The sequence below is a fragment of the Paracoccus sp. TD-10 genome (assembly GCF_048270675.1).
GTDB lineage: Bacteria > Pseudomonadota > Alphaproteobacteria > Rhodobacterales > Rhodobacteraceae > Paracoccus > Paracoccus pantotrophus.
The window spans coordinates 121,068-133,682 of record NZ_CP182420.1; the positions used below are offsets into that span (position 1 = coordinate 121,068).

The following is a 12,615-nucleotide window of genomic DNA, read 5'->3' on the forward strand; positions in this document are numbered from 1 at the left end:
CTCAGAACCCTCCCGCAAGATGGCGCGTGGCATAGACCGTGGCCCCGGTCGCCAGCATGAAGCTCAGCGTCGCCACCAGCGAGCGCGCCGACAGCCGCGCCAGCCCGCAGACCCCGTGGCCCGAGGTGCAGCCGCCGCCATAGCTGACCCCGATCCCGACCATGAGCCCGCTGAGCGCCGTCCAGCCCAGCGGCACCGGGCTGGAGAAATCCACCGCGACCCCGCCCAGCCGCACCAGCAGCAAGGGCGCCGCCACCGCGCCGGCCAGGAAGGCCAGCCGCCAGCCGCCGCCCGGCGCGAAGGCCCCGGCCAGGATCCCGGTCATGCCGGCGATGCGGCCGTGCAGCGCCATCAGCAGCACCGCCGCCAGCCCGACCAGCCCGCCGCCCAGCAGCGATTGCACAGGGGTGAACTCGGTGGTGAACGCGGTCATGCCCCGCCTCCGTCTTGATGATCCCCGTTCCCGCGGTCGCCAGCTTCGCGCCCCCCGCCTTCCAGGCCGCGGGTGATGCCCGGCAGCGCCCAGACCGGGCAGAAGCGCAGCGCCGCGGTCGCCAGCAGCACCAGCCCGGCCAGCGCCGCCGCCCCGCTCCATGCCGGCGACAGCCCGGCCAGCAAGGCCAAGAGCACCAGCCCGATGCCCAGCACCAGCCGCAGCGCCCGCTCGGCGGTTCCGATATTGATCCGCATCCTTCCTCCTCCGCCTCAGTCCCAGGGCGCCTGCAGCAGGTCCAGCGGGATCTTCAGGTAGCGCCGGCCGTTCGCCTCCGGCGCGGGCAGCCGGCCGGCATTGGTGTTGACCTGCAGCGCATGCAGGATCAGCTTGGGCATCGGCAGGGTGCGGTCGCGCGCCTGCCGCGCCGCCACGAACGCGGCCTCGGTGCGGTATCGCGCCATGTGGCTGTTCCTGGCCTTCTGCTCGGCCACGGTCGATTCCCAGGCCGGCGCCCGCCCGCCCTGGCAATAGTCGTGGCCGGTGAAGACCCGCGTCGCGTCCGGCAAGGCCAGGATCGCCTGGATCGAGCGCCACAGCGCATGCGCGTCGCCGCCGGGGAAATCCGCCCGCGCCGTGCCGCTGTCGGGCATGAACAGCGTGTCATGCACGAAGGCCGCGTCGCCGATCACATAGGAGATCGAGGCCAGGGTATGGCCGGGCGAGAACAGCACCCGCGCCGGGATCGAGCCGAGGCGGAAGGTCTCGCCCTCGGCGAAAAGCTTGTCCCATTGCGAGCCGTCGGCGGGAAAGTCCGGCCAGTTGTAGAATTCCTTCCACAGTTTCTGCACCTCGACCACCTTCTCGCCGATGGCGGTGGGGGCGCCGGTCCTGCGCCTGAGATAATCGGCGGCCGAGAAATGGTCGGCATGGGGATGGGTGTCGAGGATCCATTCCAGCGCGTAGCCCTTCTCGGCGATGAAGGCGAGGATGCGGTCGGCCTCGATGGTGGCGGTGGCGCCGGATTTCTCGTCATAGTCCAGCACCGGGTCGATGACCGCGCATTGGCCGGTCGCCGGATCGGCCACCACATATTGCACCGAGCCGGTGCGCGCCTCGTAGAAGCCGGTCACTTCGGGCGCGGGTGCCAGGGCCGCCGGGCCCGCATCGGAACCGGGTTCGGCCTGCGGTTCGGCCTGCGGTTCGGAACGGGTGGCGGGCCGGGTGTCGGAACCGGGATCGAGATCGAGATCGAGATCGGGTGTCGAGACCGGGCCGGCGGCCGAGGTCGGGGCATGGCGCATCGAATACTCCTCCTGCACGCAGATCGCGCGTCGCAATAAAGCATATTCAAGTATGCGAATATATGCAAGGCCGCCGGAGGGGGATGCGTCGTGTTGCCCCGCTGCATCCATGCGCTTCGTCATCCATGCATCCTTCCGAAGATAACGTGTCGCCTGATCCGACGCGAACCACAAAGACATCGCCATGTGCGAATCTGAACGGCCTTTGCGGCATCCGCCCTCGGCCAGCGGCGGGGGCGTCGGCCCTCCTGCCCGGCTTGCCTGCGCCCTGGCGGTGGCGGCCGCGCTTCTGTGGTTGCCCCCAGGCCGGCATCCTGGCCGTCGCGGTGGCCGGGATCGGCGCGGGAACCGGCGCGGCCTCGCTGGCGGGGCCGGCGCTCGGCGTGCTGGCGCTGGGGCGCCTGCGCGCGGGGCTCGAGGCGCTTGGCGGCAGGCTGGCCTGACGCGCGGCGCCGGCCCGGCTGTCGGAGCTGCGCGGCCGGGCGGTGGCGGCGCTTTCGGCGCGCTCGCCGCTCGATGCCGGGCGCATGCCCTCGGGCGAGGCGGCAAGCATCGTCACCGAACAGGCCGAGGCCGTCATGCCCTGGCTGGCGCGGTTTCGGCCCGCGCGGCTGAAGGCGGCGGTGCTGCCCCTGGTCATCCTCTTGGCGATCCTGCCCCTGTCCTGGACGGCGGTACTGGTGCTGCTGGTGGCGCTGCCGGTGTTTTCGGTCTTCATGGTGCTGGTCGGCTGGAAGGCCAAGGCGGCGAGCAAGGCGCAGATGGTCGAGGTCGGCGGCATGAACGCCTTCCTGCTGGACCGGCTCCGCGGCATGGCGACCATCCGCAGCCTGGGCGCCTTCGAGGCGACGGCGCTGCGCGTCAGGGCCGATGCGGAATCGCTGCGCGCGCGGATCATGGCGGTCTTGCGCATCGCCTTCCTGACCTCGGCGGCTGGAGCTTTTCGCGGCGCTCGGCGTGGCGATGGTCGCGGTCTATATCGGTTTTCACCTGCTGGGCGCCCTGCCCTTTGGCGCCTGGGGCGACAAGCTGACGCTGGCCGAGGGCCTGTTCATCCTGCTGCTGGCGCCGGCCTTTTTCGAGCCTTTGCGCGAATTGTCGGCGGCCTGGCACGACAAGGCGGCGGGCGAGGCCGGGATGGCCGCCTTGCAACGGGCGGCCGCGCCGGGGATGGCGCTGCCCGGCGCCGAGGCCGAGGCCGCCGCCCCGCCAACCGCCGCCGCCATGGCGCTGCGCCTCGAGGATCTGCGCTTTCGCCATGCCGGCGCGGCGGAACCCGGCGCCGCGCTCAGCCTGACCGTCGCGCCGGGCGAGCGCGTGGCGCTGGTCGGCCCCAGCGGCTCGGGCAAATCGACGCTGCTTTCGCTGATCGCCGGCCTAGCCGCGCCCGATTCGGGGCGGATCGAGATCGACGGCCGGCTGCTCGACACGTAAGCCGCCGCCGCATTGCGCGCCCGAATGGCCTGGATCGGCCAGGCTCCGCATATCTTCGCCGGCTCGCTGGCGCAGAATGTCACGCTGGGCCGGAGCCTGGACGCCCCCGACAGCCTGCCACAGGCGCTGCACATGGCCCGGCTGGACCAGGTCGCGGCCCGGCGCGGCAGCGCCCCGGTGGGCGAGGGCGGCACCGGCCTGTCCGGCGGACAGGCGCGGCGGCTGGCGCTGGCGCGGGTGGCCGCGACACCGCAGGCCGGGCTGATCCTGGCGGATGAGCCGACCGCGCATCTCGACGCTGCCACGGCGGCCGAGATCACCGAGGGGCTGCTGGCGTTGGCCCGGGGACACACGCTGATCGTGGCGACGCATGACCCGGAACTGGCGGCGCGGATGGACCGCATCATCCGGCTGGACGGCATCGGGATGGAGACGGCGGCATGAGGCGGCTGGTCCGAGACATGGCGCCGGTGCTGGCGCTGTTCGCCGCCGAAGGGCGGCGCCGGCTGTGGACGGGGCGGCGCCGGCGGCGGTAACGGTGCTGGCGGGCATCGCGCTTTTGGGCCTGTCGGGCTGGTTCATTACCGCCACCGCCATTGCCGGGCTGACCACGGCCACGGCGCTGGCCTTCGACGTGTTCATGCCCTCCTCGGGTATCCGGCTGCTGGCGCTGGGGCGCACGGCGGCGCGCTATGGCGAGCGGCTGGTGACGCATGACGCGACGCTGGCCGTGCTGGCGGGCCTGCGCGGCTGCTGTTCCGGCTGACCGTGGATATCGACGCGCTCGACGTGCTTTACCTGCGGGTGCTGGCGCCCCCGGCTGCGGCCTTGGCCACGGCGCTGGCGGTGGGGCTGGCCCTGGGGCTGATGCAGCCGCTGTTGGGGCTGGCGGTCTTTGCCTTCCTCGTCGCGGCCGGGATCGGGCTGGTGCTGGCCGCGGGCCATGCGGCCGGGCTGGGGATGCGCCGCCGCGCCCAGATGACCGAGACCCTGCGCGCCCGCACCATCGACCTGATGCAGGGCCAGACCGAACTGGTCATGGCCGCCCGGCTGGGCGCGCAGCGCCGGGCCATCGCCGATGCGGATGCGAGGCTGGCCGCGGCCGAGGACCGGCTGAACCGCATCGACAGCTGGGCGGGCTTCGGCTACCTGGCCTCGGAACACCAGAAGATGAAGCTCGCCGCCATCGAGGGCATGTGGGAAACCCAGCCGGCGCCGGCCTCCTTCACCCTGGTCGGCATCCCCGACATGGAGGAGCGGACCAACCACTACGCCATCCACATTCCCTGGGTGATGGGCCTGATCGGCACCCGCTCGCTGACGCAGGAAATTCCCGGCATCCTGGAGCTGGTGGACAAGGCCGAGGACCGCATCCGCAACGGCATCATCGCCTATGACGCCCTGCAGGACTATCGCGCCGCACCCTCGCGCGATGCGGTGCCGCCCGAATCGGTGCGGGCCTTCGAAGAGCATGGTGACGACATGGGCTATGCGCTGCTGCTGACCAAATATGTCGAGGATCCGCGCGGCGCGACCGAGGAACAGATCGCCCAGGCGGCCTGGGATACCGTGCCGCATGTGCCGACGCTGTTCTGGGCCTTCCGCATCATGGTGGGCATCGGCTTCGTCAACATGGCGCTGATGGCGGCCTTTGTGATGGTTTCGGCCCGCGGCACGATCACGCGCCGGCCCTGCCCTGGATCGCCGCCGAGGCCGGCTGGATCGTGGCCGAGTTCGGCCGCCAGCCCTGGAGCATCGAGGGCGTGTTGCCCACGGTCGCCGCCGCCTCGTCGCTGACGGTGCCGACAGTTCTGTTCACCATCGCCGGCTTCACCCTGCTCTATACGGTGCTGATCGTGATCGAGATGCGCCTGATGCTGGCCGCGATCCGCTAGGGGCCACAGCCCGACCATGGGCCCGAGGCGCCGCTTCCGCCCGCCCGTTTCGTTGCCGCGGAGTAAGACCATGATCCTGCACGAATTGCTGACCTATGAAACCCTGCGCGCGATCTGGTGGGTGCTGCTGATCGGCTTTGCCGCCACCGACGGCTTCGACCTGGGCGTGGGCATGCTCTTGCCCTTCGCCGGCCAGACCGACCCGGAGCGCCGCATCGTCATCAACACCATCGGCCCGGTCTGGGAGGGCAACCAGGTCTGGCTGGTCCTGGGCAGCGGCGCGATCCTTGCCGCCTGGCCGCCGCTTTACGCGGTGTCCTTTTCCGGCTTCTACCTCGCCATGTTCGCGATCCTCGCCGCGCTGATCCTGCGGCCGGTCGGGTTCAAGTATCGCTCGAAACGCGAAAGCGCGCGCTGGCGGCGCAACTGGGACTGGGCGCTGTTCATCGGCGGCTTCGTACCCTCGCTGATATTCGGCGTCGCGGTCGGGAACCTGCTGCTGGGGGTGCCCTTCCGGCTGGGCTCGGACCTGCGCATCTTCTACGACGGCGGCTTCTGCGGGCTGCCGTCGGTGGCGATGCTGGCCATGCATGGCGCGGCCTGGCTGGTGCTGAAGACCTCGGGCCCGGTCGCCGGGCGGGCGCGCCGCTTCGGCCGCTGGGCGGCCATGGCCACCGTGCTGCTTTACGCGGCGGGCGGGCTGGCGCTGTGGCTGTTCGTGGACGGCGATCGCATCGCCGGGGCCGTCGACCCGAACGGGCCGTCGAACCCGCTGGCCAAGACGGTCGAACTCGCGCCCGGCGCCTGGTTTGCCAATTACGCCGCGCATTCCTGGATGCTGGCAGCCCCGGCCTTCGGCTTCCTGGGCGCGCTTGGCGTGCTGTGGTCGCTGAAAACCGGGCGCGAGGTCCGCACGCTTTTGCTGAGCAAGCTGGCGATCTTCGGCATCATCTCCTCGGTGGGGCTGTCGATGTTCCCCTTCATCCTGCCCTCCTCGGTCATGCCGGGGGCGAGCCTCACGGTCTGGGACGCCTCGTCCAGCCACCTGACGCTGTTCATCATGCTGGTCTGCACCGGGATCTTCCTGCCGATCATCGCGACCTACGCCGCCTGGGCCTACAGGGTGCTGTGGGGCAAGGTCGAGGAAAAGGAACATCACCGGGGGCGGCCACGCTTACTGAAAGGACAACAACGCAATGTGGTATTTCGCATGGATCCTGGGCCCGCCGCTGGCCGTCACCTTCGCGGTGCTGAACGCGATGTGGTTCGAGATGATGGAGGACAAGGCCGCCGCCGGGCAGGACAGCGAAAGCGCCTGAACGGGAGATGAGCCTGGCCCGGACGCCGCGGCACGCGCGTCCGGGCCCCTTTCTCCGGGCCCCTTTCTCCGGGCCCCTTTCTCCGGGCCCCTTTCTCCGGGCCCCTTTCTCCGGGCCCCTTTCTCCGGGCCCCTTTCTCCGGGCCCCTTTCTCCGGGCCCCTTTCTCCGGGCCCCTTTCTCCGGGCCCCTTTCTCCGGGCCCCTTTCTCCGGGCCCCTTTCTCCGGGCCCCTTTCTCCGGGCCCCTGCGTCCGGGGCCCTGCGTCCGGGGCCCTGCGTCCGGGGCCCTGCGTCCGGGGCCCGTTATGATCGGCCCCCGTCCGGCAGCCCGGACTGCCCGCCCCTCCAGGGCCGCACAAACGACAAGGCCGCCCGGCAAGGGCGGCCTTTCCTTTCATGTCGCCCCGAGGCGGGATCAGAAGCTCAGCACCGTGGTGTTCTCGGCGATCAGTTCAGCGGCCATCGCATCGGGCTTGGCCGGCGTCACACCCTCCAGCAGCACCGAGGCATCCGCGCCCTTGCCGGGCAGGTAGATGGCGCAGACCTGCACCTTGACGCCGTTCTTCTCGATCATCTGCTGCATCAGGCCCTGCGGGCTGGCACCTTGCGGCGGCTGGCCGGCGGTCGCGGTCTCGGGCGCCTCCTTCAGCGCCATGTCGCCGGCGGGGCCGCATAGCAGGATCTGCGCCTCGGCCCCCTTGGCCACGGCGTTCATGGTCAGCACCATCGCCATCAGCTGGGTCTGCGGCTCGGGCGCGGTCAGGATGGTCACGAGCTTGCGCCCCTCCTGGGCCGAGGCGGGCAGCGCGGCCGCAAGGACAAGAGCGGAAGCGGCGAGCAGGGTTTTCATCGGATTCTCCTGATGCGAGGTGCAATAATACGCATTTTCGTATATTTCATCCGGCAATCCGCCGGGCAGCGGCTTATTGTCGCCCCACCCGCGGCCCGGATCGACCGATACCGGTCCGGCCACCGCACCGCGACCGCCGCCGACCCTGGCGATGCCCGCCACATGGGTTGCCCCGCCGTGCCGTGCCGCATTCGATGCCGGTCCCGCACGCCGGTTCCGCGCCGGACAGGCCGCGGTGCAAGAAACTGGCATGGCTCGCCCGCCGTGCTATGATCCGGGAACTTGCCGAGCCAGTTTGGGAACCATGCCATGTGCGAAGTCTTCTCCCGCCAGGATCCGCGCCGCTATCAGCCGACGACCCGCAAGCTGCGGCTGAACGGGCAAAGCACCTCGATCCGGCTGGAACAGGCCTTCTGGGACATCCTGGACGAGATCGCCGCCGGCGAGGGCATGGCCACGCCCGCCTTCCTGTCCACGCTGCAATCCGAAGTGCTGCAGCTGGGTGGCGAGCCGGTGAATTTCACCTCGCTTTTGCGCTGCGCCTGCCTGGTGCAGCTGGAGCTGCGCGGCCGCGGCGCGCAGGATTTTCGCAAGGCCGCGCAGCAGGTGGCGCAGGCCGCCTGATCGCGGCATCGCGCAAGAAATCCGCCGCGTGGTAGCATGATGCTACCCGCGGGGCCGGCGTCCTTCCGATACTGGTGCAAAGACCGGAAAGGAAAGCCGCATGGCCAAGATGATTCATTCGATGATCCGCGTGCTGGACGAGGCGCGCTCGCTGGCCTTCTACAAGGCCGCCTTCGGCCTGGAACCGGTCGAGCGGCTGGATTTCGACAGCTTCACCCTGGTCTACCTGGCCAATGCCGAAAGCAGCTTCGAGCTGGAGCTGACCATCAACAAGGGCCGCGAGCAGCCCTATGAGCTGGGCGACGGCTACGGCCATCTGGCCGTCTCGGTCGAGGATGTCGCGGCCGAACACCGGCGGCTGACCGATCTGGGCCTGGCCCCGCGCAAGCTGGTCGATTTCGCCCCCGGCGGCGAGGTCATCGCCCGCTTCTTCTTCATCAAGGATCCGGACGGCTACGAGATCGAGGTGCTGCAACGCGGCGGCCGGTACCTCTAGGCAGGCGGCCCGCCGGGAGGGGCGGGCCAACCAACTCAGGGAGGAGCAAATGACTGTCATCCACAAATCCCCCTCTGGCAGCGATGTCAGGGGGCTGACCCGGCGCGGCCTGCTGGCGCGCGCCATGGCGGCGGGGGCGACCTTCGTGGTCGGCTCGGGCTTCGTCGCCGCCCGCGACGCGGCCTGGGCGGTCGAGACCGCGGCGCTTAAGCCCGAGACCATGGCGGTGCTGATCCAGATGGCCCGCGACATCTATCCGCATGACCGCATCGCCGACCGCTTCTATGCCATCGCCGTCAAGACGCATGACAATCCCGAACAGGCGCCGATGATCGAGGAAGGCGTGGCGGGGCTGAACCTGGTCGCCCAGGCCCAGGGCTTCGACACCTACCTGGCCGCGGGCTGGGAAAAGGACCGCGTCGCCATGCTGCGCCTGATCGAGCACACGCCCTTCTTCCAGACCGTGCGCGCCGGGCTGGTGACGGGCCTATACAACCAGAAGGAGGTCTGGCCGGTCTTTGGCTATGAGGGCGAGAGCTTTTCGCAGGGCGGCTATATCGAGCGCGGCTTCAACGACATCGACTGGCTGTGAGGGAGGCGGAGATGGCTGACAATGTAGCGAAATTCGGACATGACGACGCCTCGGTCGTGGTGGTGATCGGCACCGGCTCGGGCGGCGGCGTGCTGGCCAACGAGCTGGCGCAAAGGGGCGTCAAGGTCGTGGCGCTGGAGGCGGGCGGGCGCTACCTGCCCGAGGATTACATCAACGACGAATGGGACAGTTTCGCGCAGCTGAGCTGGGGCGACATGCGCACCACCTCGGGCGACTGGCGGGTAGCGCGGGACTTTGCCAACCTGCCGGCCTGGATCGTCAAGGCGGTCGGCGGCACCTCGATCCACTGGGCCGGTGCATCGCTGCGCTTCCAGGAACACGAGTTCAAGGCGCTGACGACCTATGGCCCGGTCGATGGCGCCAGCCTGCTGGACTGGCCGATCACCCTGGCCGAGCTGGAGCCCTATTACGACCTGGCCGAGAAGAAGCTGGGCGTCACCCGCACCAACGACCTGCCCGGCCTGCCGGGGAACAACAATTACCTGGTGTTTGAAAAGGGCGCCAAGGCCCTGGGCTACAGCCAGGTCTCGACCGGCCGCATGGCGATCAATTCGGTCGATTACGACGACCGCATGGCCTGCCAGCAGACCGGCTTCTGCTTCCAGGGCTGCAAATGGGGCGCGAAATGGTCGGCGGCCTATACCGACATCCCGCGCGGCGAGGCGACCGGCAACCTAGAGGTCCGCGACCATTGCCACGCCACCCGGATCGAGCATGACGAGGACGGCAAGGTCACCGGCGTGCGCTATATCGACCGCGACGGGACCGAGCAGTTCCAGCGCGCCCGCATCGTCGCCGTCGCCGGCAACTCGATCGAAAGCCCGCGGCTGCTGCTGGCCTCGGCCTCGGAGCGGTTCCCGGACGGGCTGGCGAACAGTTCGGGCCAGGTCGGGCGCAACTACATGCGCCACACCACCGGCTCGGTCTATGCGATCTTCGAACGCCCGGTGCGGATGTGGCGCGGCACCACCATGGCCGGCATCGTCCAGGACGAGGCGCATCACGACCCCGCCCGCGGCTTCGTCGGCGGCTATGAGCTGGAGACGCTGTCGCTGGGCATCCCCTTCATGGCGGCCTTCATGGATCCCGGCGGCTGGGGACGCGAGTTCACCTCGGCGCTGGACAGCTATGAAAACATGGCCGGCATGTGGATCGTGGGCGAGGATCTGCCGCAGGAAACCAACCGCATCACCCTGAACCGCGGCGAAAAGGACCGATTCGGGCTGCCGGTGCCGAACGTGCATTACGACGACCACCCCAATGACATCGCCATGCGCAACCATGCCTATGCCGTGGGCGAGCGGATCTATCGCGCGGCGGGCGCAACGCGGATTCTGCCGACGCCGCCCTACCCGTCCACGCATAACCTGGGCACCAACCGCATGTCGGAAAACCCGCGCGACGGGGTGGTGAACAAATGGGGCCAGTCCCATGACATCCCGAACCTGTTCGTCTCGGACGGTTCGGTCTTTACCACCTCGGCAGCCGAGAACCCGACCCTGACCATCGTCGCGCTGGCGATCCGGCAAGCGGAACATATCGCCGCCGAGATGGAAAAGGGCGCGCTGTAAGCCCTGCGCCCCGCCCGCCAGGGGCGGGGCCTGTCGGCCTGCCTAGCTGGCGGGCCGCGCCTTCGCCGGGCTGGCATTGGGCAGCTCGATATTGATCTCGAGGCTGGACAGATCGTCGCTGCGCTCAAGCTTGATGTCGACCGCATCGCCGTCGATTTCCATGTGCCGGCGCACCACCTCGAGGATGTCGCGCTGCAACAACGGCAGAAAGTCCGGGCTGGTCGTCCCGCTGGAACGCTCATGCGCAAGCAGGATCTGCAGGCGCTCCTTGGCGGTTTGCGCCGAACTGGGCTTTCGCTGACGGAATGAGAAACCGAACATGTCAGGCCGTCCGTCCCAGAAGCCTCTGGAAGAAGCCGCGGCGCTGGTCGCCGGGGCTCACCCGCATCTCGATCTGCTCGCCGACCAGCCGGCCGACGGCGTCCAGATAGGACTTGCCCGCCGGCGACTTCTCGTCCAGCGAGACCGGCGTGCCCTCGTTCGAGGCCTTCAGGACCGAGGTGCTTTCCGGGATGATGCCCAGCAGCGGGATGGCCAGGATTTCCAGCACGTCCTCGACGCTCATCATGTCACCGTTGGCCGAGCGGGCCTGGTCGAAGCGGGTCAGCAGCAGCTGCGCCTTGACCGCGCTGCCGTCGCCCTTTTCGGCCAGCGCCGTCTTGGAGTTCAGCAGACCCAGCACCCGGTCGCTGTCGCGCACGGACGAGACCTCGGGGTTCGTCACCACCACGGCCTCGTCGGCGTAATACATCGCCAGATGCGCGCCACGCTCGATCCCCGCCGGGCTGTCGCAGACGATATAGTCGAACTCCTCGCGCAGCTCGTCCAGCACCGCCTTGACGCCTTCCTTGGTCAGCGCGTCCTTGTCGCGGGTCTGCGAGGTCGGCAGGACATACAGGTTTTCAAGCCGGCGGTCCTTGATCAGCGCCTGCTTCAGCTTGGCGTCGCCCTGGATGACGTTGATGAAGTCGAAGACCACGCGGCGTTCGCAGCCCATGATCATGTCCAGGTTGCGCAGGCCCACGTCGAAATCGATCACGGCCGTCTTGTGGCCGCGCATGGCAAGCCCCGCGGCGATGGCGGCAGAGGAGGTCGTCTTGCCGACGCCGCCCTTGCCGGAGGTGACTACGATAACCTTGCTCACGAGCGTTTCCTTTCTCATGGGTTATTTGAGGGACTCGATGCGCAGCACCTCGCCCTGAAGATAGACTTGGACGTATTGCCGCGGCGTGTCGGCCCCCAGGTTCTCGCTGGTGCGGTAAAGCCCGGCAATGGCCAGCAGCTCGGCATCAAGCGCATGGCAGAAGATGCGGGCCGAATCGTCGCCGTTGACGCCGGCCAGCGCCCTGCCGCGCAGCCGGCCATAGATGTGGATGTTGCCGGCCGCGATCACCTCGGCCCCGGAACTGACCGAGCCGACGACGATCAGGTCGCCGCGATCGGCAAAGACCGTCTGCCCCGAGCGCACGGGCTGCGAGATCAGGCGGTTCGCCGGCTCTTTCGGCGCCGGCGCGGGGGGCGGTTCGGGGCGGCTGCCCTGGCGCGAGACGCGCTCCAGCGCCGCGTCGCGCCCGCCGGGCAACGAGATCAGCCCGGCCTCGGCCGCGGCCTGCGCCTGCGCGGGCGTACCGCTCTGGATGCCAAAGACCGACAGCTTGCGCCGGCGCAGCTCGGCGGTCAGCTGCATCAGATCCTGGGCACGGTCCAGCCCCTCGGCCTGCTCCAGGTCGATGACCAGCGGCGCATTGTCGAAAAACAGCGGCGTCTGGTTCAGCCGCGCCTCCAGCGCCTCGAAAAAGGCACGGTCCGGCCGGCCGCTCAGATGCAGCGCGATGGCCGTGAAGGTGCGGCCGCGGATCTGTAAAGGCTTCACGGTCGCCACGGCCTGCACCGCGCTCTTGCCGGATTGCATCTGTCTGCTCGGTCCCGCTCTGTTCTTCGTATCGGACGGGCTTGACCCGCCCGTTCCCTGGGCCATCTTCCTAATACGTCCGGGCCGCAGCGTCCATCGGCATCTGCCGCGCCGGCCGCCTTCGGCGGAACCGTGCGCAGCGATGATGCAGCCACCACCCCTTTC

12 protein-coding genes and 3 pseudogenes are annotated in these 12,615 nt (G+C 69.2%); 8 read left to right on the plus strand and 7 right to left on the minus strand.

What is annotated here, in order from left to right; genetic code table 11:
• Position 1 precedes the first annotated feature (1 nt).
• Genes ACNKFW_RS19285 through ACNKFW_RS19295 form a run of 3 tightly spaced genes read right to left on the minus strand, consistent with a single transcriptional unit; the run spans position 2 to position 1,584 of the window.
• The gene (locus tag ACNKFW_RS19285; RefSeq protein WP_024845605.1) at positions 2 to 433 is read right to left on the minus strand and encodes a YeeE/YedE family protein; all 432 of its coding nucleotides are present in this window, start codon (positions 431 to 433) and stop codon (positions 2 to 4) included.
• The gene (locus ACNKFW_RS19290) at positions 430 to 690 is read right to left on the minus strand and encodes a YgaP-like transmembrane domain (protein ID WP_147428413.1); all 261 of its coding nucleotides are present in this window, start codon (positions 688 to 690) and stop codon (positions 430 to 432) included. Before ACNKFW_RS19290 ends, ACNKFW_RS19285 begins: the two co-directional genes overlap by 4 nt.
• Positions 691 to 705: 15 nt before the next feature.
• Positions 706 to 1,584: an MBL fold metallo-hydrolase gene (locus ACNKFW_RS19295; RefSeq protein WP_024845607.1), complete on the minus strand. Its 879-nt coding sequence runs from the start codon at positions 1,582 to 1,584 to the stop codon at positions 706 to 708.
• 337 nt (positions 1,585 to 1,921) lie between these two features.
• Here ACNKFW_RS19295 and cydD point away from each other — a divergent pair.
• From cydD to cydX, 4 genes and pseudogenes are all read left to right on the plus strand, one after another.
• Positions 1,922 to 3,615, plus strand: a pseudogene (cydD, locus tag ACNKFW_RS19300) (thiol reductant ABC exporter subunit CydD).
• Between the two features lie 17 nt (positions 3,616 to 3,632).
• Positions 3,633 to 5,132: pseudogene (locus ACNKFW_RS19305) on the plus strand (cytochrome ubiquinol oxidase subunit I).
• Between the two features lie 4 nt (positions 5,133 to 5,136).
• Positions 5,137 to 6,247 (plus strand): annotated as a pseudogene (gene cydB, locus ACNKFW_RS19310) (cytochrome d ubiquinol oxidase subunit II).
• Between the two features lie 15 nt (positions 6,248 to 6,262).
• Entirely contained in the window at positions 6,263 to 6,385 is a 123-nt protein-coding gene (gene cydX / locus ACNKFW_RS19315; RefSeq protein WP_074991057.1) for a cytochrome bd-I oxidase subunit CydX, read from the plus strand.
• Between the two features lie 414 nt (positions 6,386 to 6,799).
• On the opposite strand, the gene ACNKFW_RS19320 is transcribed toward cydX, so the two are convergent.
• Positions 6,800 to 7,234: a hypothetical protein gene (locus ACNKFW_RS19320; RefSeq protein WP_024845614.1), complete on the minus strand. Its 435-nt coding sequence runs from the start codon at positions 7,232 to 7,234 to the stop codon at positions 6,800 to 6,802.
• Between the two features lie 309 nt (positions 7,235 to 7,543).
• Between ACNKFW_RS19320 and ACNKFW_RS19325 the strand changes: the two genes are divergently transcribed.
• The 4 genes from ACNKFW_RS19325 to ACNKFW_RS19340 all read left to right on the plus strand — a co-directional run bounded on the left by ACNKFW_RS19325 (position 7,544) and on the right by ACNKFW_RS19340 (position 10,538).
• On the plus strand, positions 7,544 to 7,858 hold the full coding sequence (locus ACNKFW_RS19325) for a ribbon-helix-helix domain-containing protein (RefSeq protein ID WP_024845615.1): 315 nt from the start codon (positions 7,544 to 7,546) through the stop codon (positions 7,856 to 7,858).
• 100 nt (positions 7,859 to 7,958) lie between these two features.
• Positions 7,959 to 8,354: a VOC family protein gene (locus ACNKFW_RS19330; RefSeq protein ID WP_024845616.1), complete on the plus strand. Its 396-nt coding sequence runs from the start codon at positions 7,959 to 7,961 to the stop codon at positions 8,352 to 8,354.
• A 49-nt stretch (positions 8,355 to 8,403) separates the two neighbouring features.
• Positions 8,404 to 8,946 carry a twin-arginine translocation pathway signal gene (locus ACNKFW_RS19335; protein WP_024845617.1) on the plus strand — a complete coding sequence of 181 codons (543 nt, stop codon included), beginning with the start codon at positions 8,404 to 8,406 and terminating at the stop codon, positions 8,944 to 8,946.
• Positions 8,947 to 8,957: 11 nt separating this feature from the next.
• Complete coding sequence (locus ACNKFW_RS19340; protein ID WP_024845618.1) at positions 8,958 to 10,538, plus strand: GMC family oxidoreductase; 1,581 nt, start codon at positions 8,958 to 8,960, stop codon at positions 10,536 to 10,538.
• Positions 10,539 to 10,580: 42 nt separating this feature from the next.
• Here ACNKFW_RS19340 and minE read toward each other — a convergent pair whose 3' ends face one another.
• From minE to minC, 3 genes are read right to left on the minus strand one after another with little or no spacing between them, the layout of a single operon-like run.
• Positions 10,581 to 10,859: a cell division topological specificity factor MinE gene (minE, locus tag ACNKFW_RS19345; protein ID WP_024845619.1), complete on the minus strand. Its 279-nt coding sequence runs from the start codon at positions 10,857 to 10,859 to the stop codon at positions 10,581 to 10,583.
• 1 nt (position 10,860) lies between these two features.
• Positions 10,861 to 11,682 carry a septum site-determining protein MinD gene (minD, locus tag ACNKFW_RS19350; protein WP_024845620.1) on the minus strand — a complete coding sequence of 274 codons (822 nt, stop codon included), beginning with the start codon at positions 11,680 to 11,682 and terminating at the stop codon, positions 10,861 to 10,863.
• Positions 11,683 to 11,703: 21 nt separating this feature from the next.
• Complete coding sequence (gene minC, locus ACNKFW_RS19355) at positions 11,704 to 12,450, minus strand: septum site-determining protein MinC (protein ID WP_024845621.1); 747 nt, start codon at positions 12,448 to 12,450, stop codon at positions 11,704 to 11,706.
• Between the last annotated feature and the right edge of the window lie 165 nt (positions 12,451 to 12,615).

Coding starts and splice junctions, on each gene's coding strand:
- ACNKFW_RS19290 (WP_147428413.1), bottom strand. CDS start 690: ATGCGGATCAATATCGGAACCGCCGAGCGGGCGCTGCGGCTGGTGCTG.
- minE (WP_024845619.1), bottom strand. CDS start 10,859: ATGTTCGGTTTCTCATTCCGTCAGCGAAAGCCCAGTTCGGCGCAAACC.
- ACNKFW_RS19330 (WP_024845616.1), top strand. CDS start 7,959: ATGGCCAAGATGATTCATTCGATGATCCGCGTGCTGGACGAGGCGCGC.
- ACNKFW_RS19335 (WP_024845617.1), top strand. CDS start 8,404: ATGACTGTCATCCACAAATCCCCCTCTGGCAGCGATGTCAGGGGGCTG.
- minC (WP_024845621.1), bottom strand. CDS start 12,450: ATGCAATCCGGCAAGAGCGCGGTGCAGGCCGTGGCGACCGTGAAGCCT.
- ACNKFW_RS19340 (WP_024845618.1), top strand. CDS start 8,958: ATGGCTGACAATGTAGCGAAATTCGGACATGACGACGCCTCGGTCGTG.
- cydX (WP_074991057.1), top strand. CDS start 6,263: ATGTGGTATTTCGCATGGATCCTGGGCCCGCCGCTGGCCGTCACCTTC.
- ACNKFW_RS19325 (WP_024845615.1), top strand. CDS start 7,544: ATGTGCGAAGTCTTCTCCCGCCAGGATCCGCGCCGCTATCAGCCGACG.
- ACNKFW_RS19320 (WP_024845614.1), bottom strand. CDS start 7,234: ATGAAAACCCTGCTCGCCGCTTCCGCTCTTGTCCTTGCGGCCGCGCTG.
- ACNKFW_RS19285 (WP_024845605.1), bottom strand. CDS start 433: ATGACCGCGTTCACCACCGAGTTCACCCCTGTGCAATCGCTGCTGGGC.